General features: G+C 57.4%; 9 protein-coding genes. All 9 read left to right on the top strand.

The window, feature by feature from the left end:
* Positions 1–242: 242 nt before the first annotated feature.
* Positions 243–1,202: a yersiniabactin transcriptional regulator YbtA gene (gene ybtA / locus O1722_RS08620; RefSeq protein ID WP_000140406.1), complete on the top strand. Its 960-nt coding sequence runs from the start codon at positions 243–245 to the stop codon at positions 1,200–1,202.
* A gap of 190 nt (positions 1,203–1,392) precedes the next feature.
* Complete coding sequence (irp2, locus tag O1722_RS08615; RefSeq protein ID WP_021551846.1) at positions 1,393–7,500, top strand: yersiniabactin non-ribosomal peptide synthetase HMWP2; 6,108 nt, start codon at positions 1,393–1,395, stop codon at positions 7,498–7,500.
* 87 nt (positions 7,501–7,587) lie between these two features.
* On the top strand, positions 7,588–17,079 hold the full coding sequence (gene irp1 / locus O1722_RS08610; protein WP_000369492.1) for a yersiniabactin polyketide synthase HMWP1: 9,492 nt from the start codon (positions 7,588–7,590) through the stop codon (positions 17,077–17,079).
* Positions 17,076–18,176, top strand: a complete 1,101-nt coding sequence (ybtU, locus tag O1722_RS08605) for a yersiniabactin biosynthesis oxidoreductase YbtU (protein WP_000982866.1) — start codon at positions 17,076–17,078, stop codon at positions 18,174–18,176. The genes irp1 and ybtU overlap by 4 nt, the downstream gene beginning before the upstream one ends.
* Positions 18,173–18,976: a yersiniabactin biosynthesis thioesterase YbtT gene (gene ybtT, locus O1722_RS08600; RefSeq protein WP_000194284.1), complete on the top strand. Its 804-nt coding sequence runs from the start codon at positions 18,173–18,175 to the stop codon at positions 18,974–18,976. Before ybtU ends, ybtT begins: the two co-directional genes overlap by 4 nt.
* 3 nt (positions 18,977–18,979) lie before the next feature.
* Positions 18,980–20,557 (top strand): yersiniabactin biosynthesis salycil-AMP ligase YbtE, encoded by a 1,578-nt coding sequence (gene ybtE, locus O1722_RS08595; protein ID WP_001088826.1) that lies wholly within the window; start codon positions 18,980–18,982, stop codon positions 20,555–20,557.
* 130 nt (positions 20,558–20,687) lie between these two features.
* Complete coding sequence (gene fyuA, locus O1722_RS08590) at positions 20,688–22,709, top strand: siderophore yersiniabactin receptor FyuA (RefSeq protein ID WP_021524741.1); 2,022 nt, start codon at positions 20,688–20,690, stop codon at positions 22,707–22,709.
* Between the two features lie 869 nt (positions 22,710–23,578).
* Positions 23,579–24,505 carry a hypothetical protein gene (locus O1722_RS08585; RefSeq protein WP_000039790.1) on the top strand — a complete coding sequence of 309 codons (927 nt, stop codon included), beginning with the start codon at positions 23,579–23,581 and terminating at the stop codon, positions 24,503–24,505.
* Between the two features lie 139 nt (positions 24,506–24,644).
* Positions 24,645–24,830 (top strand): AlpA family transcriptional regulator, encoded by a 186-nt coding sequence (locus O1722_RS08580; RefSeq protein WP_000205185.1) that lies wholly within the window; start codon positions 24,645–24,647, stop codon positions 24,828–24,830.
* Positions 24,831–24,840: the final 10 nt, after the last annotated feature.

Here is a 24,840-nt window from a genome sequence, read left to right as displayed (position 1 = left end):
TCCTGCGAACCGGTGTAATCACCTGCCAGAGAGGAAATCGGGACAGCGATTCAGTATTGGATGATTGAGATGACATGGGAGCAACTGAATTTCCTGATGAATTTTTACGGACGCCAAAAACGACAATTCAGGGTGGCGTTCTGAGAATTAATGTGAATAATAACCATTATCAATAACTCATCTACCCCATTCGGTTCTATTTATACCCGCATTGGTCTAAGCCACAGGGAGATAACCAGGTCATGACGGAGTCACCGCAAACGCAATCTGAAATCTCTATTCACCAGTTGGTGGTCGGGAAACCTGCAAACGATGGCAATATTCCTGCTCAGTGTGAACTGCTGCGCTGTTCGTTGCAGGAAGGTATGGATATTTTGCTCTGGAGGGGCCATTTTGCGCGGCCTGAGACGTTGCAGCTACACGACGATCTGGGCAGGATTAACTTCTCGTGCATCCTGGAAGGCACATCGCGCTTTGCGATTCAGGGACTCCGGCGCCACACCGACTGGGAGCTTGCGCGCAATCGCCATTACATTACCCATACGCCAGACTGTCGCGGCAGCGCCTCCTATTGTGGCCGATTCGAGAGCATTACCCTCTCCTTCAGCCCTGAAACCCTCGCGCTGTGGGTGCCGGATATTAGCGCGGTCATTAAGAATAAGATCGACTCCCACTGCTGTTGCCAGCAGCAGCGTTGTAATGCTGAAACCCACTTAACGGCTCAGGCCTTGCGTCACGCGCTGATGCGCATGCACGGCGGCTTCAGTCATGAACAAAAGCCGTCGACGCTATGGTTGCAGGGGCAAAGTCTGGTCATGCTCAGTCTGGTGCTGGATGAACATCGCGAAGACGCCAGTTGCCTCTCCTGCCACTTCAACCCGATGGAACGCCAGAAACTGCTGCGGGCGAAGGATCTGCTGCTGGCTGATCTGACGCAAGCGCCGGGCGTCGCGGAGCTGGCCAGAGAGTCCGGTCTGAGCGTTCTCAAAATTAAGCGAGGCTTCCGCGTTCTGTTCAACAACAGCGTCTATGGCCTGTTTCAGGCTGAACGAATGCAGGAAGCCAGAAGACGCCTGGCCAACGGCAATACCTCCGTCATGACGGTGGCGGCCGATCTGGGCTATGCCAACGCCAGCCATTTCTCTGCCGCCTTCCAGAAACAGTTTGGCGTAACCCCTTCGACCTTTAAACGCGTGATGTAACCGGGGTCGCGCCCCCCTAAACTCCTCCCTGACAGAGGCCCGGATACCCCATCCGGGCCTCTGTTCTTTCCGCCTGTTACCAACCCGAAACGGGCATAAATAAACCCGTTTCGGGTAGCATCCAATTGTTAATAATTATTATTCTCATATGAGCAATGCTTTTCGGTAAGACGTGCCATCAGGAGGAAGAATGATTTCTGGCGCACCATCTCAGGATTCGCTGTTACCGGACAACCGCCACGCGGCTGATTACCAACAATTACGCGAGCGGCTCATACAGGAACTGAATTTAACGCCGCAGCAGTTACATGAAGAGAGCAACCTGATCCAGGCCGGCCTGGATTCCATAAGATTGATGAGATGGTTACACTGGTTTCGTAAAAATGGCTACCGCCTTACCCTTCGCGAGCTGTATGCCGCCCCCACGCTGGCGGCATGGAACCAGTTAATGCTCAGCCGGTCGCCTGAGAACGCGGAAGAAGAAACGCCGCCCGACGAATCATCCTGGCCGAACATGACCGAAAGTACCCCCTTCCCATTGACGCCAGTACAGCACGCCTACCTGACGGGCCGCATGCCGGGGCAGACGCTTGGCGGCGTGGGTTGCCACCTGTATCAGGAGTTTGAAGGCCATTGTCTGACGGCGTCGCAGTTGGAGCAGGCCATCACGACCTTGCTGCAACGCCACCCAATGCTGCATATCGCCTTTCGCCCCGACGGGCAGCAGGTCTGGCTACCGCAACCTTACTGGAACGGCGTCACCGTTCATGATTTACGCCATAACGACGCTGAAAGCCGCCAGGCCTATCTGGACGCACTGCGCCAGCGCCTGAGCCACCGTCTTTTACGCGTGGAAATCGGCGAAACGTTTGATTTTCAGCTGACGCTCTTGCCGGACAATCGCCACCGCCTCCATGTCAATATTGACCTGCTGATTATGGATGCCTCCAGCTTTACGCTTTTCTTCGATGAGCTTAACGCCCTGCTGGCCGGAGAATCGCTGCCGGCTATCGACACCCGCTATGATTTCCGCTCGTATTTGCTGCACCAGCAGAAGATCAATCAAACACTGAGAGACGACGCGCGCGCTTACTGGCTGGCGAAAGCATCGACGCTTCCCCCCGCGCCCGTCTTGCCGCTGGCCTGCGAACCCGCCACGCTACGTGAAGTCCGTAATACCCGACGCCGCATGATTGTCCCGGCAACACGCTGGCACGCCTTTAGCAACCGGGCCGGCGAGTATGGCGTGACGCCGACAATGGCGCTGGCGACCTGTTTTTCTGCCGTGCTGGCTCGCTGGGGCGGCCTGACGCGTCTGCTGCTTAACATCACCTTATTCGACCGCCAGCCGCTGCACCCGGCGGTTGGCGCGATGCTTGCCGACTTCACCAATATTCTTCTGCTGGATACCGCCTGCGATGGCGATACCGTCAGCAACCTGGCGCGTAAAAACCAGCTCACGTTTACGGAGGACTGGGAGCATCGCCACTGGTCCGGCGTCGAATTACTCCGTGAACTCAAACGCCAGCAGCGCTACCCCCACGGCGCCCCGGTGGTATTTACCAGCAATCTGGGGCGTTCCCTCTACAGCAGCCGCGCAGAATCGCCGTTGGGCGAGCCGGAATGGGGCATCTCGCAAACGCCGCAGGTCTGGATAGATCATCTGGCGTTCGAGCATCACGGCGAGGTCTGGCTACAATGGGACAGCAACGACGCGCTGTTCCCTCCGGCGTTAGTCGAAACATTGTTCGACGCCTACTGCCAGTTGATTAACCAACTCTGCGATGACGAAAGCGCCTGGCAAAAGCCGTTCGCAGATATGATGCCCGCCAGCCAGCGCGCGATACGCGAACGGGTCAACGCCACCGGCGCCCCCATTCCCGAAGGCTTGCTGCATGAAGGCATTTTCCGTATCGCTCTGCAACAGCCGCAGGCGCTGGCGGTAACGGACATGCGTTATCAGTGGAATTATCATGAGCTGACAGACTATGCCCGCCGTTGCGCGGGCAGGTTAATCGAGTGCGGGGTTCAGCCCGGCGATAATGTGGCTATCACGATGTCGAAAGGCGCAGGACAACTTGTTGCGGTTCTGGCCGTCCTGCTGGCCGGGGCGGTTTACGTTCCGGTTTCGCTGGATCAGCCTGCCGCACGGCGCGAGAAAATCTACGCTGACGCCAGCGTCCGGCTGGTGCTCATTTGTCAGCACGACACCAGCGCCGGGTCAGACGATATTCCCGTCCTTGCCTGGCAGCAGGCCATTGAGGCGGAGCCGATCGCCAACCCGGTAGTACGCGCCCCCACGCAACCGGCCTACATTATCTACACCTCCGGCTCTACCGGTACGCCGAAAGGGGTAGTCATTTCTCACCGGGGAGCGCTTAACACCTGTTGCGATATCAATACCCGCTATCAGGTTGGCCCGCATGACAGGGTGCTGGCCCTCTCCGCCCTACATTTTGATTTATCGGTTTACGACATTTTTGGCGTACTGCGCGCGGGCGGCGCGCTGGTGATGGTGATGGAAAATCAACGGCGCGATCCTCACGCATGGTGTGAGCTGATCCAGCGCCATCAGGTCACGCTCTGGAACAGCGTCCCGGCGCTGTTCGATATGCTGCTGACCTGGTGTGAAGGTTTCGCCGACGCCACGCCGGAAAACCTGCGCGCAGTGATGCTTTCCGGCGACTGGATCGGGCTTGACCTCCCCGCCCGTTATCGGGCCTTCCGGCCACAAGGACAATTTATCGCGATGGGCGGCGCCACCGAGGCGTCTATCTGGTCTAACGCCTGCGAAATTCACGACGTCCCCGCCCACTGGCGCTCCATCCCTTACGGTTTTCCGCTAACCAACCAACGCTACCGGGTGGTGGATGAACAGGGCCGGGACTGCCCTGACTGGGTGCCGGGTGAATTATGGATTGGCGGCATTGGGGTCGCGGAAGGCTATTTCAACGATCCCCTGCGTAGCGAGCAGCAATTTTTGACGCTCCCGGACGAGCGCTGGTATCGCACCGGCGATCTCGGCTGCTACTGGCCAGATGGCACAATCGAGTTCCTCGGTCGTCGCGACAAGCAGGTCAAAGTCGGAGGATATCGCATCGAGCTGGGCGAAATCGAAAGCGCGCTCAGCCAGCTGGCGGGGGTGAAACAAGCAACCGTTCTGGCGATCGGCGAAAAAGAAAAAACGCTGGCGGCATACGTTGTTCCTCAGGGCGAGGCTTTTTGCGTTACCGATCATCGGAACCCGGCACTGCCGCAGGCGTGGCACACGCTTGCGGGAACGTTGCCCTGTTGCGCCATCTCGCCAGAGATCTCCGCAGAACAGGTAGCCGATTTCCTTCAGCATCGCCTGCTAAAACTGAAGCCGGGTCACACCGCTGGCGCCGATCCTCTCCCCCTGATGAACTCACTCGCTATCCAGCCGCGCTGGCAGGCCGTGGTGGAACTCTGGTTAGCATTTCTGGTGACACAACGGCGACTGAAGCCCGCTGCTGAAGGTTATCAGGTCTGCGCTGGTGAAGAACACGAGGATGAGCACCCGCACTTCAGCGGACATGATTTAACGTTATCGCAAATTCTTCGCGGTGCCCGTAACGAACTGTCGTTACTGAACGACGCGCAGTGGTCGCCGGAAAGCCTGGCCTTTAACCATCCGGCCAGCGCCCCGTATATTCAGGAACTGGCGACAATTTGCCAACAGCTTGCACAGCGCTTACAGCGCCCGGTACGCCTGCTTGATGTGGGAACCCGCACTGGCCGCGCCGCAGAATCGCTGTTAGCACAGCTCAACGCCGGACAGATTGAGTATGTCGGGCTTGAGCAGAGCCAGGAGATGCTGCTGAGCGCCCGGCAGAGGCTCGCCCCCTGGCCTGGCGCCCGTCTGTCCCTCTGGAATGCAGACACGCTGGCGGCGCACGCTCACTCGGCGGACATTATCTGGCTTAATAACGCCCTGCATCGTCTGCTGCCGGAAGATCCCGGGCTCCTTGCGACATTACAACAGCTTGCCGTTCCCGGCGCGCTGCTCTACGTGATGGAGTTTCGCCAGTTAACGCCGTCCGCCCTGCTCAGCACGCTCCTGTTAACCAATGGGCAGCCGGAGGCCTTGCTGCATAACAGCGCCGACTGGGCGGCATTATTTAGCGCGGCCGCCTTCAACTGTCAGCATGGCGATGAGGTCGCGGGGTTACAACGCTTCCTCGTACAATGTCCTGACAGGCAGGTGCGCCGCGATCCCCGTCAACTTCAGGCCGCCCTCGCCGGACGTCTGCCGGGGTGGATGGTGCCGCAACGGATCGTCTTCCTCGACGCCTTACCGCTGACGGCTAACGGGAAAATTGACTACCAGGCGCTGAAGCGTCGTCATACCCCTGAAGCGGAAAACCCGGCCGAAGCGGATTTACCCCAGGGCGACATTGAAAAACAGGTTGCCGCCCTCTGGCAGCAACTCTTATCAACTGGCAATGTCACCAGAGAAACCGACTTCTTCCAGCAAGGCGGCGATAGCCTGCTGGCGACCCGTCTGACCGGGCAACTTCATCAGGCAGGTTATGAAGCGCAATTAAGCGACCTGTTTAATCATCCCCGGCTGGCGGATTTTGCCGCCACGCTGCGGAAAACCGACGTCCCGGTCGAACAACCATTCGTCCACTCCCCTGAAGAACGCTACCAGCCCTTTGCGCTTACCGACGTGCAGCAGGCTTACCTGGTGGGGCGTCAGCCGGGCTTTGCCCTGGGCGGCGTCGGCTCACATTTCTTTGTTGAATTTGAAATTGCCGATCTGGACCTCACCCGGCTGGAGACGGTCTGGAACCGATTAATCGCCCGCCACGATATGCTGCGCGCCATCGTGCGTGATGGACAGCAACAGGTGCTCGAACAGACGCCCCCCTGGGTGATACCCACACACACCCTCCATACGCCTGAAGAGGCGTTGCGGGTGCGCGAAAAACTGGCGCATCAGGTACTCAACCCCGAAGTGTGGCCGGTATTCGATCTCCAGGTCGGATACGTGGACGGGATGCCTGCCCGCCTGTGGCTGTGTCTGGATAACCTGTTGCTTGACGGTCTGAGCATGCAGATCCTGCTGGCGGAGCTGGAGCACGGCTACCGCTACCCGCAACAGCTGCTTCCGCCGCTGCCCGTCACCTTCAGGGATTATCTGCAACAACCCTCGCTACAGTCGCCCAATCCAGATTCTCTGGCATGGTGGCAGGCGCAGCTTGATGATATTCCTCCGGCGCCTGCGTTGCCGCTGCGCTGCTTGCCTCAGGAGGTTGAAACACCGCGCTTCGCCCGCCTGAACGGCGCGCTGGACAGCACGCGCTGGCATCGGCTGAAAAAACGGGCGGCTGACGCCCATCTCACCCCGTCGGCCGTACTGTTGTCGGTGTGGTCAACGGTTCTCTCTGCATGGAGTGCACAGCCTGAGTTCACGCTTAACCTTACGCTTTTCGACAGGCGACCGCTGCACCCGCAAATCAACCAGATTCTGGGCGATTTCACCTCGCTGATGCTGCTGAGCTGGCATCCCGGCGAAAGCTGGCTGCACAGCGCGCAGTCACTACAGCAGCGGCTGAGCCAGAACCTCAACCACCGCGATGTGTCAGCCATCCGCGTGATGCGTCAACTGGCGCAACGGCAAAACGTGCCTGCCGTTCCGATGCCCGTCGTCTTTACCAGCGCGCTGGGCTTTGAGCAGGATAACTTCCTCGCCCGGCGTAATCTGCTCAAACCGGTCTGGGGCATCTCCCAGACGCCGCAGGTCTGGCTCGATCACCAGATTTATGAATCCGAAGGCGAACTGCGCTTTAACTGGGATTTTGTCGCCGCGCTGTTTCCTGCCGGGCAGGTGGAGCGCCAGTTTGAACAGTATTGCGCATTGCTAAACCGAATGGCCGAGGATGAAAGCGGCTGGCAACTGCCGCTCGCCGCGCTGGTGCCTCCCGTTAAACACGCAGGGCAATGCGCAGAGCGCTCACCGCGCGTATGCCCTGAGCACTCTCAGCCACACATTGCGGCGGACGAGAGCACCGTCAGCCTGATTTGCGACGCCTTCCGCGAGGTGGTTGGCGAGTCTGTCACGCCCGCAGAAAACTTCTTTGAGGCGGGCGCAACGTCGCTGAATCTGGTGCAACTGCACGTTTTGTTACAACGTCACGAATTTTCCACCCTGACGTTGCTTGACCTCTTCACCCACCCTTCTCCTGCTGCCCTGGCCGATTATCTGGCCGGCGTCGCCACGGTGGAGAAAACAAAACGACCTCGCCCTGTTCGCCGTCGTCAGCGGCGGATATAGCGCGAAGCAAACTGATTTTCCCCGGAACGCCATCGCGAACGCATGGCGTTCCATTGACTTTGTGAATCTTAGGAAACGGGACCGATTATGGATAACTTGCGCTTCTCTTCTGCGCCGACAGCAGATTCCATTGATGCATCGATCGCTCAACACTACCCGGACTGCGAACCTGTCGCGGTTATCGGCTACGCCTGTCATTTTCCTGAATCGCCGGATGGCGAAACGTTCTGGCAAAATCTGCTGGAAGGTCGTGAATGCAGCCGACGCTTTACGCGCGAAGAGCTTCTGGCCGTCGGTCTGGATGCCGCCATCATTGACGATCCTCATTATGTCAATATCGGTACGGTGTTAGACAACGCCGACTGCTTCGACGCCACCCTGTTTGGCTATTCGCGACAGGAAGCGGAGTCGATGGACCCGCAGCAGCGCCTATTTTTGCAGGCGGTCTGGCATGCGCTGGAACATGCCGGTTATGCCCCCGGCGCCGTCCCCCATAAGACCGGCGTTTTCGCCTCTTCCCGGATGAGTACCTACCCCGGTCGCGAAGCATTGAACGTGACAGAAGTCGCGCAGGTAAAAGGTCTGCAATCTCTGATGGGCAATGATAAAGACTATATTGCCACCCGCGCCGCGTACAAACTCAACCTGCACGGCCCGGCGTTATCGGTACAGACCGCCTGCTCCAGCTCGCTGGTTGCAGTGCATCTGGCCTGTGAAAGCCTGCGCGCAGGCGAATCCGATATGGCGGTTGCCGGCGGCGTGGCGCTCTCTTTCCCCCAGCAGGCAGGCTACCGCTACCAGCCCGGAATGATTTTCTCTCCTGATGGTCACTGTCGTCCCTTTGACGCCTCGGCTGAGGGCACCTGGGCCGGTAACGGTCTCGGCTGCGTGGTGCTGCGTCGCCTGAGAGACGCGCTGCTGTCAGGCGATCCGATTATCTCGGTGATCCTCTCCAGCGCGGTCAACAACGACGGCAACAGAAAGGTCGGCTATACCGCCCCTTCCGTCGCAGGGCAACAGGCAGTCATCGAAGAGGCGTTAATGCTGGCGGCCATCGACGACAGGCAGGTAGGTTACATTGAAACCCACGGCACCGGCACACCGCTGGGCGACGCGATTGAAATTGAAGCGTTACGCAACGTCTATGCGCCTCGCCCGCAGGATCAGCGCTGTGCGCTCGGTTCCGTGAAAAGTAACATGGGCCATCTGGATACCGCGGCGGGCATTGCCGGACTGCTGAAAACCGTTCTGGCAGTCAGTCGCGGGCAAATTCCTCCCTTACTGAATTTTCACACCCCCAACCCGGCGCTGAAACTTGAAGAGAGCCCCTTTACCATACCGGTGTCGGCACAGGCATGGCAGGACGAAATGCGCTATGCGGGCGTCTCCTCCTTTGGTATTGGCGGCACCAACTGCCATATGATCGTCGCCTCGCTGCCCGACGCGCTCAACGCGCGCCTCCCCGATACGGATAGCGGCAGAAAAAGTACCGCGCTGCTGCTCAGCGCCGCCAGCGACAGCGCGTTGCGGCGGCTGGCGACGGATTATGCCGGGGCGCTGAGAGAGGATGCGGATGCCAGCTCTCTGGCCTTCACAGCCCTGCACGCGCGCCGTCTCGATCTCCCCTTCCGCCTGGCGGCGCCATTAAACCGTGAAACCGCCGAGGCGCTCAGCGCCTGGGCCGGTGAGAAATCGGGGGCGCTGGTTTACAGCGGCCACGGCGCCAGCGGCAAGCAGGTGTGGCTGTTTACCGGCCAGGGCTCGCACTGGCGCACTATGGGTCAAACGATGTACCAGCACTCAACGGCGTTTGCCGACACGCTGGATCGCTGTTTTTCCGCCTGTAGCGAAATGCTCACGCCGTCACTGCGCGAAGCGATGTTTAACCCCGATTCGGCGCAGCTGGACAATATGGCCTGGGCGCAGCCGGCGATTGTCGCGTTTGAAATCGCGATGGCGGCGCACTGGCGTGCTGAAGGACTGAAGCCAGACTTCGCCATTGGGCATTCCGTCGGTGAATTTGCCGCTGCCGTTGTCTGCGGACACTATACGATTGAACAGGTCATGCCACTGGTTTGTCGGCGCGGCGCGCTAATGCAGCAGTGCGCAAGCGGCGCGATGGTGGCGGTATTTGCAGACGAAGACACGCTGATGCCGCTGGCTCGCCAGTTTGAGCTGGATCTCGCCGCCAACAACGGTACGCAACATACGGTATTTTCCGGGCCGGAAGCCCGTCTCGCGGTATTTTGCGCCACGCTCTCGCAGCATGACATTAACTATCGTCGCCTGAGCGTAACCGGTGCGGCGCACTCCGCTTTACTGGAGCCGATACTCGATCGGTTCCAGGACGCCTGCGCGGGACTGCACGCGGAGCCGGGGCAAATACCGATTATTTCCACGCTCACCGCCGACGTCATTGATGAGTCAACGCTCAACCAGGCGGATTACTGGCGCCGACACATGCGCCAGCCGGTGCGTTTTATCCAGAGTATTCAGGTGGCGCATCAGCTCGGCGCCCGCGTTTTTCTGGAGATGGGGCCCGATGCCCAGTTGGTTGCTTGCGGGCAGCGCGAATACCGCGATAACGCATACTGGATAGCCAGCGCCCGGCGTAACAAAGAGGCGAGCGATGTCCTCAATCAGGCCCTGCTCCAGCTTTACGCTGCCGGCGTCGCCCTACCGTGGGCCGACCTGCTGGCGGGCGATGGACAACGTATCGCTGCGCCATGTTATCCGTTTGATACTGAGCGTTACTGGAAAGAGCGCGTCTCCCCGGCCTGCGAGCCTGCCGACGCAGCGCTGTCTGCCGGGCTGGAGGTGGCGAGTCGCGCCGCGACAGCGCTCGATCTCCCTCGCCTGGAAGCGCTTAAACAGTGCGCCACGCGACTGCACGCCATCTACGTCGATCAACTGGTACAACGCTGTACCGGCGATGCCATTGAGAACGGCGTGGACGCCATGACCATCATGCGCCGTGGACGTCTGCTGCCCCGCTACCAGCAGCTACTCCAGCGCCTGCTGAATAACTGCGTGGTCGACGGCGATTACCGCTGCACCGACGGGCGATACGTCCGCGCCCGCCCCATTGAACATCAACAGCGGGAATCACTGCTGACGGAACTTGCCGGTTATTGTGAAGGTTTTCAGGCTATTCCCGACACCATCGCCCGTGCCGGCGATCGGTTATATGAAATGATGAGCGGCGCGGAAGAACCGGTGGCGATTATCTTCCCGCAAAGCGCCTCCGACGGCGTGGAAGTGCTGTATCAGGAATTCAGCTTTGGCCGCTATTTCAACCAAATCGCCGCCGGGGTATTACGCGGCATTGTCCAGACGCGTCAGCCCCGCCAGCCGTTGCGTATTCTTGAAGTTGGCGGCGGAACCGGCGGCACCACCGCGTGGCTGCTGCCGGAACTCAACGGCGTTCCGGCACTGGAGTACCATTTCACCGATATCTCGGCGCTGTTCACCCGTCGCGCCCAGCAGAAATTCGCCGACTATGATTTTGTGAAGTATAGCGAGCTGGATCTCGAAAAAGAGGCGCAGTCTCAGGGTTTCCAGGCACAGTCTTACGATCTTATCGTGGCAGCGAACGTGATTCACGCCACCCGCCATATTGGCCGCACGCTCGATAATCTGCGCCCCCTGCTCAAGCCGGGCGGGCGCCTGCTGATGCGCGAAATCACCCAGCCAATGCGTCTGTTTGACTTCGTTTTCGGCCCGCTGGTTCTTCCGCTACAGGATCTCGACGCCCGCGAAGGTGAGTTATTCCTCACCACCGCTCAGTGGCAACAACAGTGCCGCCACGCCGGATTCAGCAAAGTGGCGTGGCTACCGCAGGATGGCAGCCCGACCGCCGGGATGAGCGAACATATCATTCTCGCCACGCTGCCCGGTCAGGCGGTTAGCGCCGTAACATTCACCGCGCCATCAGAACCCGTGTTGGGGCAGGCGCTGACGGATAACGGTGATTATCTCGCCGACTGGTCTGATTGCGCAGGTCAGCCCGAACGGTTTAACGCCCGCTGGCAGGAGGCCTGGCGTCTGCTTTCACAGCGTCATGGCGACGCTCTACCTGTGGAACCGCCCCCCGTCGCCGCCCCGGAGTGGCTGGGGAAGGTTCGCTTAAGCTGGCAAAACGAAGCCTTTTCCCGCGGTCAGATGCGCGTTGAAGCCCGTCATCCTGCTGGCGAGTGGCTGCCGCTATCGCCCGCCGCGCCTCTTCCTGCGCCGCAGACGCATTATCAATGGCGCTGGACGCCCCTCAACGTCGCCAGCATTGACCATCCGCTTACCTTTAGCTTCAGCGCCGGTACGCTTGCGCGCAGCGACGAGCTGGCGCAATACGGCATCATTCACGATCCGCACGCCTCTTCGCGACTGATGATTGTTGAGGAGAGCGAGGATACGCTGGCCTTAGCGGAGAAAGTGATAGCAGCGCTCACCGCCAGCGCAGCCGGATTGATTGTGGTTACTCGCCGCGCGTGGCGAGTCGAGGAAAATGAAGCACTCTCTGCATCCCATCACGCGCTATGGGCCTTGCTTCGCGTCGCGGCCAACGAACAGCCGGAACGGTTGCTTGCCGCCATCGATCTCGCCGAAAACACCCCGTGGGAAACGCTGCATCAAGGGTTGAGCGCAGTCTCACTATCACAGCGCTGGCTCGCCGCACGGGGTGACACCCTTTGGCTCCCTTCACTGGCGCCCAATACGGGATGCGCCGCTGAATTACCGGCAAACGTGTTTACCGGCGATAGCCGCTGGCATCTGGTGACCGGAGCGTTTGGCGGATTAGGCCGCCTTGCCGTGAACTGGCTCAGAGAAAAAGGGGCGCGACGCATCGCCCTGCTGGCGCCGCGCGTGGATGAGTCATGGCTACGCGACGTGGAGGGCGGGCAGACGCGCGTCTGCCGTTGTGATGTGGGCGATGCCGGGCAACTGGCCACGGTTCTTGACGATCTGGCGGCCAACGGCGGCATTGCCGGAGCGATTCATGCCGCTGGCGTATTGGCTGACGCGCCCTTGCAGGAGCTTGATGACCACCAGTTGGCTGCCGTTTTCGCGGTAAAAGCGCAGGCGGCAAGCCAGCTGTTGCAAACCCTGCGCAACCACGACGGACGCTATCTTATTCTCTACTCTTCCGCTGCCGCCACCCTCGGCGCGCCGGGTCAGAGCGCCCATGCGCTGGCCTGCGGCTACCTGGACGGGCTGGCCCAGCAGTTTTCCACCCTTGATGCGCCGAAAACGCTCTCTGTCGCCTGGGGCGCATGGGGAGAAAGCGGTCGGGCGGCCACGCCGGAAATGCTGGCGACGCTCGCCAGCCGAGGTATGGGCGCGTTAAGCGATGCCGAAGGCTGCTGGCACCTGGAACAGGCGGTGATGCGCGGCGCCCCGTGGCGACTGGCGATGCGCGTTTTTACCGACAAAATGCCCCCGTTACAACAGGCTCTGTTTAACATCAGCGCCACAGAAAAAGCCGCAACGCCGGTCATTCCTCCTGCTGATGACAACGCCTTTAACGGCAGCCTGAGCGATGAAACAGCGGTGATGGCATGGCTGAAAAAGCGGATTGCGGTTCAGCTAAGGCTGAGCGATCCGGCGTCACTGCATCCAAACCAGGATCTGTTGCAACTCGGCATGGACTCGCTGCTCTTCCTTGAACTCAGTAGCGATATTCAGCACTACCTGGGCGTACGCATCAATGCGGAACGGGCGTGGCAGGATCTGTCTCCTCATGGACTCACGCAGCTTATCTGTTCTAAGCCAGAGGCGACGCCTGCCGCTTCGCAGCCGGAAGTGTTGCGGCACGACGCCGACGAGCGTTATGCGCCCTTCCCTTTGACGCCCATTCAGCACGCCTACTGGCTGGGGCGAACCCACCTCATTGGCTATGGCGGCGTCGCCTGTCACGTCCTGTTTGAGTGGGATAAACGCCACGATGAGTTCAATCTCGCCATACTGGAGAAAGCATGGAACCAGCTCATCGCACGCCACGATATGTTGCGTATGGTGGTTGATGCCGACGGGCAGCAGCGAATCCTGGCGACAACGCCGGAGTATCACATCCCGCGTGACGATCTGCGCGCGCTTTCCCCGGAAGAACAGCGCATTGCGCTGGAAAAACGGCGGCATGAACTGAGCTATCGCGTTTTGCCTGCCGACCAGTGGCCTCTTTTTGAGCTGGTGGTCAGCGAAATCGACGATTGCCATTACCGTCTGCATATGAACCTCGACCTTTTGCAGTTTGATGTGCAGAGTTTTAAAGTCATGATGGACGACCTGGCGCAGGTCTGGCGCGGTGAAACGCTGGCGCCGCTCGCTATTACCTTCCGTGATTATGTGATGGCTGAACAGGCGCGCCGACAGACATCGGCATGGCACGATGCCTGGGATTACTGGCAGGAAAAACTGCCGCAACTGCCCTTAGCGCCAGAGCTGCCGGTGGTTGAGACGCCCCCGGAAACGCCACACTTCACCACCTTCAAATCGACGATCGGCAAGACAGAATGGCAGGCCGTGAAACAGAGCTGGCAGCAGCAAGGCGTCACACCGTCTGCCGCGCTGCTCACGCTGTTTGCCGCCACCCTTGAGCGCTGGAGCCGTACCACAACATTTACGCTGAACCTGACGTTCTTCAATCGCCAGCCGATCCATCCGCAAATCAACCAGTTGATTGGTGATTTTACCTCCGTCACGCTGGTTGATTTTAACTTCTCAGCGCCGGTGACGTTGCAAGAGCAGATGCAACAGACCCAACAGCGCCTCTGGCAAAACATGGCGCACAGTGAAATGAACGGTGTTGAGGTGATCCGTGAGCTGGGCCGCCTGCGCGGATCACAACGTCAACCGCTGATGCCGGTAGTGTTTACCAGTATGCTGGGGATGACGCTGGAAGGCATGACTATCGATCAGGCGATGAGCCATCTGTTCGGCGAACCCTGCTATGTATTCACGCAAACGCCGCAGGTCTGGCTGGATCATCAGGTCATGGAGAGCGACGGCGAGTTGATGTTTAGCTGGTACTGCATGGACAACGTGCTGGAACCCGGCGCTGCCGAGGCGATGTTTAATGACTATTGCGCCATCCTGCAAGCCGTCATCGCCGCCCCTGAAAGCCTGAAGACTCTCGCCAGCGGCATCGCCGGGCACATTCCCCGCCGACGCTGGCCGCTGAACGCGCAGGCGGACTACGACCTGCGGGATATTGAGCAGGCGACGCTCGAATACCCCGGCATCCGGCAGGCCAGAGCGGAAATAACCGAACAGGGCGCGTTGACGCTGGATATCGTGATGGCCGACGATCCGTCGCCATCAGCGGCGATGCCTGATGAGCACGAACTTACCCAACTGGCGCTGCCGTTGCCTGAGCAGGCGCAGCTTGATGAGCTGGAGGCGACCTGGCGCTGGCTGGAGGCGCGTGCGCTACAGGGGATCGCGGCTACGCTAAATCGTCACGGCCTGTTTACCACGCCGGAGATCGCCCATCGCTTTAGCGCAATAGTACAGGCGCTGTCCGCGCAAGCGTCTCACCAGCGTCTGCTGCGCCAGTGGCTACAGTGTCTGACGGAAAGAGAGTGGTTAATCCGCGAAGGTGAAAGCTGGCGCTGCCGCATTCCGCTCAGCGAGATTCCTGAGCCTCAGGAAGCGTGCCCGCAAAGCCAATGGAGCCAGGCGCTGGCGCAGTATCTGGAAACCTGCATCGCCCGGCACGACGCCCTCTTCTCCGGGCAGTGTTCTCCGCTGGAATTGCTGTTCAACGAGCAGCATCGCGTTACCGACGCGCTGTATCGCGACAACCCCGCCAGCGCCTGTCTGAATCGCTATACCGCGCAGATTGCCGCCTTGTGCAGCGCAGAACGGATTCTGGAGGTTGGCGCCGGAACCGCAGCCACTACCGCGCCGGTGCTGAAGGCCACGCGGAACACGCGGCAGTCGTACCACTTCACGGACGTCTCCGCGCAGTTCCTCAATGACGCCAGAGCCCGTTTCCATGATGAATCGCAGGTGTCTTATGCCTTGTTCGACATCAACCAGCCGCTGGATTTCACCGCCCACCCGGAGGCGGGTTACGACCTGATCGTTGCCGTCAATGTGCTCCACGACGCCAGCCATGTCGTCCAGACGTTGCGCAGATTAAAACTGTTGCTGAAAGCCGGCGGACGTTTGATGATCGTTGAAGCGACGGAGCGAAACAGCGTATTCCAGCTGGCGAGCGTGGGCTTTATTGAGGGATTAAGCGGATACCGCGATTTCCGCCGCCGGGATGAGAAACCGATGCTCACCCGCTCCGCATGGCAGGAGGTTCTCGTTCAGGCCGGGTTTGCAAACGAGCTGGCGTGGCCCGCGCAGGAATCGTCGCCGCTGCGCCAGCATCTGCTGGTGGCGCGTTCGCCTGGCGTAAATCGCCCGGATAAAAAAGCCGTGAGCCGCTATTTACAGCAGCGCTTTGGCACCGGTCTGCCCATTTTACAGATCCGGCAAAGAGAAGCGTTATTTACGCCGCTGCATGCCCCGTCTGATGCGCCGACTGAGCCAGCCAAACCCACGCCAGTTGCCGGGGGGAATCCGGCGCTGGAAAAACAGGTGGCTGAACTCTGGCAATCGCTGCTGTCTCGCCCCGTGGCAAGGCATCACGACTTTTTCGAACTGGGCGGCGACAGCCTGATGGCGACAAGGATGGTCGCGCAGCTAAACCGGAGAGGGATTGCCAGGGCTAACCTTCAGGATCTGTTCAGCCATTCGACGCTGAGCGACTTCTGCGCCCATCTACAGGCGGCTACGTCAGGAGAGGACAACCCGATACCCCTTTGCCAGGGCGACGGTGAGGAAACCCTGTTTGTCTTCCACGCTTCAGACGGCGATATCAGCGCCTGGCTGCCGCTCGCTAGCGCGTTGAACAGGCGCGTTTTCGGCCTGCAAGCAAAATCGCCGCAGCGCTTTGCCACGCTCGACCAGATGATCGATGAGTATGTCGGGTGCATCCGTCGTCAGCAGCCTCACGGCCCTTATGTGCTGGCGGGTTGGTCGTATGGCGCGTTTCTTGCGGCGGGCGCCGCACAGCGCCTGTACGCCAAAGGCGAGCAGGTTCGGATGGTGTTAATCGATCCCGTGTGCCGACAGGATTTCTGTTGCGAAAACCGGGCGGCCCTGCTGCGCCTGTTAGCCGAAGGACAAACGCCTCTGGCACTGCCCGAACATTTCGACCAGCAGACGCCCGACAGCCAGCTTGCCGACTTTATCAGCCTCGCTAAAACGGCCGGTATGGTGCCGCAAAACCTGACGCTGCAAGCGGCAGAAACGTGGCTCGACAACATCGCGCATCTGCTGCGTTTACTGACTGAGCATACGCCGGGCGAAAGCGTTCCGGTCCCCTGTCTCATGGTGTATGCCGCCGGGAGACCCGCGCGCTGGACGCCAGCAGAAACCGAGTGGCAGGGCTGGATAAACAACGCAGACGACGCTGTGATTGAAGCCAGCCACTGGCAAATCATGATGGAAGCCCCCCACGTTCAGGCTTGTGCGCAACACATTACGCGCTGGCTTTGCGCAACCTCAACGCAACCGGAGAACACGTTATGATGCCGTCCGCCTCCCCAAAACAACGCGTACTGATTGTGGGCGCCAAATTTGGCGAAATGTACCTGAATGCCTTTATGCAGCCCCCGGAGGGGCTGGAACTGGTCGGCCTGCTGGCGCAGGGAAGCGCCCGTTCAAGAGAGCTGGCTCATGCGTTTGGCATTCCGCTGTATACCTCGCCGGAACAGATAACCAGGATGCCGGATATCGCCTGTATTGTCGTGCGTTCGACCGTCGCCGGAGGAACCGGTACGCAGCTTGCCAGACACTTTCTGACGCGCGGCGTACACGTCATTCAGGAGCATCCCCTCCACCCGGATGACATCAGTTCCTTACAAACGCTGGCGCAGGAACAGGGCTGCTGCTATTGGGTAAACACGTTTTATCCGCATACGCGCGCGGGACGCACATGGCTTCGCGATGCGCAGCAGCTGCGTCGCTGCCTGGCTAAGACGCCGCCGGTAGTCCACGCCACCACCAGCCGACAGTTGCTCTACTCCACTCTGGATTTGTTGTTGCTGGCTCTGGGCGTTGATGCCGCCGCCGTGGAGTGCGACGTGGTTGGCAGCTTTAGCGATTTTCACTGTCTGAGACTCTTCTGGCCGGAGGGAGAAGCCTGCCTGCTGCTTCAGCGCTATCTCGATCCTGACGATCCAGATATGCATAGCCTTATCATGCACCGCCTGCTGCTGGGCTGGCCGGAAGGTCATCTTTCGCTGGAGGCGAGCTACGGCCCCGTCATCTGGTCATCCAGCCTGTTTGTCGCAGACCATCAGGAGAACGCCCACAGCCTCTACCGCAGACCGGAGATCCTGCGCGATCTGCCGGGTCTGACGCGCAGCGCGGCGCCCCTGAGCTGGCGCGACTGCTGCGAAACCGTCGGGCCGGAGGGCGTCAGCTGGTTGCTACACCAGTTGCGCAGCCATCTGGCGGGCGAACATCCACCAGCGGCCTGCCAAAGCGTACATCAGATCGCGTTATCACGTTTATGGCAGCAGATTTTACGTAAGACCGGCAATGCGGAGATCAGACGCCTGACGCCGCCGCACCACGACCGGTTAGCCGGTTTCTACAACGATGATGATAAGGAGGCGCTGTGACGCAATCTGCAATGTGCATCCCGCTGTGGCCCGCCCGAAACGGTAATACTGCGCATCTAGTCATGTGCCCTTTCGCTGGCGGCAGCAGTAGCGCGTTTCGCCACTGGCAAGCTGAGCAACTGGCTGATTGCGCGCTTTCTCTGGTGACCTGGCCGGGGCGCGATCGCCTTCGCCATCTGGAACCGCTCAGAAGCATTACACAACTGGCGGCACTGCTGGCGAACGAGCTGGAAGCATCCGTATCGCCTGACACGCCGCTTTTACTCGCCGGGCACAGCATGGGGGCACAGGTGGCGTTTGAAACCTGCCGACTTCTGGAGCAACGGGGGCTTGCGCCACAAGGACTGATTATTTCCGGGTGCCATGCCCCGCATCTGCATTCTGAACGCCAGCTCAGCCATCGCGATGATGCCGACTTTATCGCTGAGCTGATAGACATTGGCGGATGTTCTCCTGAACTGCGGGAAAACCAGGAATTAATGTCGCTGTTTCTTCCTCTTCTGCGCGCTGATTTTTACGCCACCGAGAGCTATCACTACGACTCGCCCGACGTCTGTCCGCCGCTGCGCACGCCTGCGCTGTTATTGTGCGGCAGCCACGATCGCGAAGCCTCCTGGCAGCAGGTCGATGCCTGGCGTCAGTGGCTGAGCCCCGTTACAGGCCCGGTGGTGATTGACGGCGATCATTTCTATCCCATTCAACAAGCCCGGTCCTTTTTTACGCAGATTGTCCGCCATTTTCCCCACGCATTTTCTGCAATGACCGCGTTGCAAAAACAGCCCAGTACTTCAGAAAGGTGACGCATGAATTCTTCCTTTGAATCTCTGATTGAACAGTATCCCTTACCCATTGCCGAACAGTTGCGCCACTGGGCGGCCCGTTATGCCTCGCGAATTGCCGTCGTTGATGCAAAGGGGTCGTTAACCTACAGCGCGCTTGATGCACAAGTTGACGAACTTGCCGCAGGTCTGTCATCACTGGGTTTGCGTTCGGGGGAGCATGTAATTGTGCAGCTTCCCAACGACAACGCGTTTGTTACCCTGCTGTTCGCCTTGTTAAGACTGGGCGTTATCCCCGTGCTGGCGATGCCCTCGCAACGGGCGCTGGATATCGACGCGCTGATTGAGCTGGCGCAACCCGTCGCTTACGTTATTCACGGGGAAAACCACGCAGAGCTGGCCCGACAGATGGCGCACAAACACGCCTGCTTGCGTCATGTTCTGGTCGCTGGAGAGACCGTGAGCGACGATTTTACGCCGCTCTTCTCCCTTCACGGTGAGCGACAGGCATGGCCGCAGCCTGATGTTTCCGCCACCGCGTTGTTGTTGCTCTCAGGCGGCACAACCGGCACGCCCAAACTCATCCCGCGCCGACATGCCGACTATAGCTATAACTTCAGCGCTTCTGCTGAACTGTGCGGCATCAGCCAACAGAGCGTGTATCTCGCCGTCCTCCCGGTGGCGCATAACTTTCCGCTGGCCTGCCCCGGTATTCTGGGAACGCTTGCCTGCGGCGGAAAAGTGGTGCTGACCGACAGCGCCAGCTGTGATGAGGTGATGCCTTTAATCGCGCAGGAAAGAGTGACTCACGTCGCCCTGGTTCCGGCGCTGGCGCAATTATGGGTGCAGGCCAGGGAGTGGGAAGACAGCGACCTTTCGTCGCTGCGCGTCATTCAGGCAGGCGGCGCCCGGCTCGACCCGACGCTTGCTGAGCAGGTTATCGCCACCTTTGACTGTACCCTGCAACAGGTTTTCGGTATGGCGGAAGGCCTGCTCTGTTTTACCCGGCTGGACGATCCGCATGCCACCATTCTCCACAGCCAGGGGCGCCCGTTGTCCCCTCTGGATGAAATCCGCATCGTTGATCAAGACGAGAACGACGTCGCGCCGGGCGAAACCGGGCAATTGTTAACGCGCGGCCCTTATACCATTTCGGGCTATTACCGCGCCCCTGCCCACAACGCGCAGGCCTTTACCGCGCAAGGGTTTTACCGCACAGGCGACAATGTCAGGCTGGATGAGGTGGGGAACCTGCACGTTGAGGGACGCATAAAAGAGCAGATCAACCGCGCCGGAGAAAAAATAGCCGCGGCTGAAGTGGAATCGGCACTGCTGCGTTTAGCGGAAGTGCAAGATTGCGCGGTGGTCGCCGCGCCGGACACGCTGCTTGGCGAGCGGATTTGCGCGTTTATCATCGCGCAGCAGGTGCCAACTGACTATCAGCAGTTGCGTCAACAACTGACCCGTATGGGGCTCAGCGCGTGGAAAATTCCTGACCAAATCGAGTTTCTGGACCACTGGCCGCTCACCGCCGTCGGCAAGATAGACAAAAAACGCCTGACGGCTCTCGCCGTCGACCGTTATCGCCATTCTGCCCAATAAGCGCAAACCGACCCGAAACAGGTTGAAATAAACCCGTTTCGGGTAGCACCACTATTAGAAATAGTTATCATTTTCAATTCACCATTGTCGGTATTTTTGGCGTTTCGCCGTCTTACAGGGACTCACAACAATGAAAATGACACGGCTTTATCCTCTGGCCTTGGGGGGATTATTGCTCCCCGCCATTGCTAATGCCCAAACTTCACAGCAAGACGAAAGCACGCTGGTGGTTACCGCCAGTAAACAATCTTCCCGCTCGGCATCAGCCAACAACGTCTCGTCTACTGTTGTCAGCGCGCCGGAATTAAGCGACGCTGGCGTCACCGCCAGCGACAAACTCCCCAGAGTCTTGCCCGGGCTCAATATTGAAAATAGCGGCAACATGCTTTTTTCGACGATCTCGCTACGCGGCGTCTCTTCAGCGCAGGACTTCTATAACCCCGCCGTCACCCTGTATGTCGATGGCGTCCCTCAGCTTTCCACCAACACCATCCAGGCGCTTACCGATGTGCAAAGCGTGGAGTTGCTGCGAGGCCCACAGGGAACGTTATATGGCAAAAGCGCTCAGGGCGGGATCATCAACATCGTCACCCAGCAGCCGGACAGCACGCCGCGCGGCTATATTGAAGGCGGCGTCAGTAGCCGCGACAGTTATCGAAGTAAGTTCAACCTGAGCGGCCCCATTCAGGATGGCCTGCTGTACGGCAGCGTCACCCTGTTACGCCAGGTTGATGACGGCGACATGATTAACCCCGCGACGGGAAGCGATGACTTAGGCGGCACCCGCGCCAGCATAGGGAATGTGAAACTGCGTCTGGCGCCGGACGATCAGCCCTGGGAAATGGGCTTTGCCGCCTCACGCGAATGTACCCGCGCCACCCAGGACGCCTATGTGGGATGGAATGATATTAAGGGCCGTAAGCTGTCGATCAGCGATGGTTCACCAGACCCGTACATGCGGCGCTGCACTGACAGCCAGACCCTGAGTGGGAAATACACCACCGATGACTGGGTTTTCAACCTGATCAGCGCCTGGCAGCAGCTGCATTATTCGCGCACCTTCCCTTCCGGTTCGTTAATCGTCAATATGCCTCAGCGCTGGAATCAGGATGTGCAGGAGCTGCGCGCCGCAACCCTGGGCGATGCGCGTACCGTTGATATGGTGTTTGGGCTGTACCGGCAGAACACCCGCGAGAAGTTAAATTCAGCCTACGACATGCCGACAATGCCTTATTTAAGCAGTACCGGCTATACCACCGCTGAAACGCTGGCCGCATACAGTGACCTGACCTGGCATTTAACCGATCGTTTTGATATCGGCGGCGGCGTGCGCTTCTCGCATGATAAATCCAGTACACAATATCACGGCAGCATGCTCGGCAACCCGTTTGGCGACCAGGGTAAGAGCAATGACGATCAGGTGCTCGGGCAGCTATCCGCAGGCTATATGCTGACCGATGACTGGAGAGTGTATACCCGTGTAGCCCAGGGATATAAACCTTCCGGGTACAACATCGTGCCTACTGCGGGTCTTGATGCCAAACCGTTCGTCGCCGAGAAATCCATCAACTATGAACTTGGCACCCGCTACGAAACCGCTGACGTCACGCTGCAAGCCGCGACGTTTTATACCCACACCAAAGACATGCAGCTTTACTCTGGCCCGGTCGGGATGCAGACATTAAGCAATGCGGGTAAAGCCGACGCCACCGGCGTTGAGCTTGAAGCGAAGTGGCGGTTTGCGCCAGGCTGGTCATGGGATATCAATGGCAACGTGATCCGTTCCGAATTCACCAATGACAGTGAGTTGTATCACGGTAACCGGGTGCCGTTCGTACCACGTTATGGCGCGGGAAGCAGCGTGAACGGCGTGATTGATACGCGCTATGGCGCACTGATGCCCCGACTGGCGGTTAATCTGGTCGGGCCGCATTATTTCGATGGCGACAACCAGTTGCGGCAAGGCACCTATGCCACCCTGGACAGCAGCCTGGGCTGGCAGGCGACTGAACGGATGAACATTTCCGTCTATGTCGATAACCTGTTCGACCGTCGTTACCGTACCTATGGCTACATGAACGGCAGCAGCGCCGTCGCGCAGGTCAATATGGGTCGCACCGTCGGTATCAATACGCGAATTGATTTCTTCTGATTATTGTAAAAGGGATACCGAAAAGGTATCCCTTTTACACCACTAGTTAAAACCAGTAACTCAGCAGAGTCGCAAAAAATATTAATCCATAGTGATTATTTAAACAATGAAATTGCGATTAGGACAAATAGATTTAACTTTCTCGTTCCTTTCTCTCCTTATACTAAAGAAATAATCATATCAAAATAAAAATTCACAACAGTGCAACATTAAAAATACAACCAACAAACAATCCTATATACAAGGCACATCTCCAGAATATAAAAGCACAGACAAACAACCTAAAAAAACAACCCGAATTAATAAACCTTTACAATTACACACCCTCAACTCAAAACAATTTCGAAAACTCAAAGATTTCATCGGCAAAAACAGTCATTAACACATCTATTTTTTTGAAATTCTGTAGAGTAAAACTGATATAAAGCATTTATCATATTAACATATCAATAAGTGCAAACTTAAAAATCAAAAGTTAGGGTTCAGTAAAACCAATTCGCCACAAAAAAACCACCCCATACATATAAATTATTTTATAGGTAAAATAGATTATATATTCTCATAGCTACCACAAACTATACTAGCCTGAACTATATTTATTCTGCTGCAATCAATGCATACATAACACAAATATCACTCAGGTACACTACTCAAACCACGCTGGGATTTTTCCTCAAGTTATAATCATCACCCCGAAAATCATTCGGCATTTACTCATTAAATAGTCACCCCATAGGCCTGTACATGTTCACTCAGAAATATACATCCTTTTCTCTGTCATAAACCCTCTGATTAATCATAAATAAATACTTGTGACACCAATCTTTTTCCTTAACGGAACGAATTGTTGTGTAGAAGGAGATAATATTATGTCAAAAAAATATCAGCCATTGCTTATAACTCATTATATGTCAACATGGGTCACTATAACGGAAGCAGTTGAGATCACTACCAAAACCATAAAACAAAAAATTACTCCTAGCGATATTTATCGTCATGCCTTGAGTGGCAACATCCTACTATCGGTCTATTTCCAGTCTCCTGTGATACTTAAGAAGATACAAACTTTTAATGGAAAAATAAAATTCAGGCAGTTTGAGGGAGACCTACTTGATAAACTATGCATGCTTGACAGGGACGGTTTTATTTATGGTCAAAATTTAAGACTCTGTACAGAAGCCAGATATGTTTGTCCTGTGCAACAAATTATAGATACCCCCCTGATAGGCTATGAATATGTTTTGATTCAGCGCATACTGGCACGTGAACTTAAATTTCCCTCCCCAATTGTGGGGGCAAGAAAAACTAACCATGGTATTATAGTAAGATTTTCAGAGGAGCTTTTTCAAATTTTCGAAACGATGAGTTGGAAAGAACGCGTAGAAAAACAAATTTCCAGACTACCTAAAAACACAGCATTAGATGTCATAAAAAAACTAACAGAAGTGACGACCATAAAATATAATCACAATGGGTGTTTTCCTCTTTATACATTACCGCCTGATGCCTGTTTTGTTATTCGCCACACCGAAGTCGAAAGACTAATTAATTTATACAAAAAAAGGGAGAGTCATCCCATTTCACCTTCCCGTATGACAACACCGTTATCACGCCTGTTTTGGCTGGCCTGCAAGCACAATGATACTATCAGCCCACTGCTGAATCATCCCTATAAGCTCCTTTCTATTTTTGAACAATGGGCATCAGACGATGGCATCGGGGAAAAACTGGACGCTGAAACACTGAAAAATGCGCTGAAGCGTGGTTCGCCATCTTCGACATCCTTATCCGGCTAATACCATCCCCATTTGTAATGGCCGACAACCCTAAATAAGGGTTTTGCATCCCTTATTTAGGGCTCACCAGCTTTCTCTCAGGCTTCCACTGTGTTTTTTTATTCTCCGGCCACCGTTTATTTCAGTCACAGGAGGATATATGACATCTTATCAGTTACTACGCCTCAGACAGGTTGAGCAAAAAACAGGGCTGAAGCGTTCACAGATATACCTTTATATGAAAGAGGGTGCATTTCCCCGTTCAATAAAAATAGGCCCTGCTAGTGTTGCCTGGCTCGAGTCTGAGATTGACGAGTGGATCAACAAAAAGTTATCTGACCGATAAAGACGCAATG

This window comes from Enterobacter cloacae complex sp. HYC003_NIDB (assembly GCF_056673375.1).
Note: the sequence above shows the minus strand (reverse complement) of the source record. Positions and strands in the feature narration are given on the sequence as shown.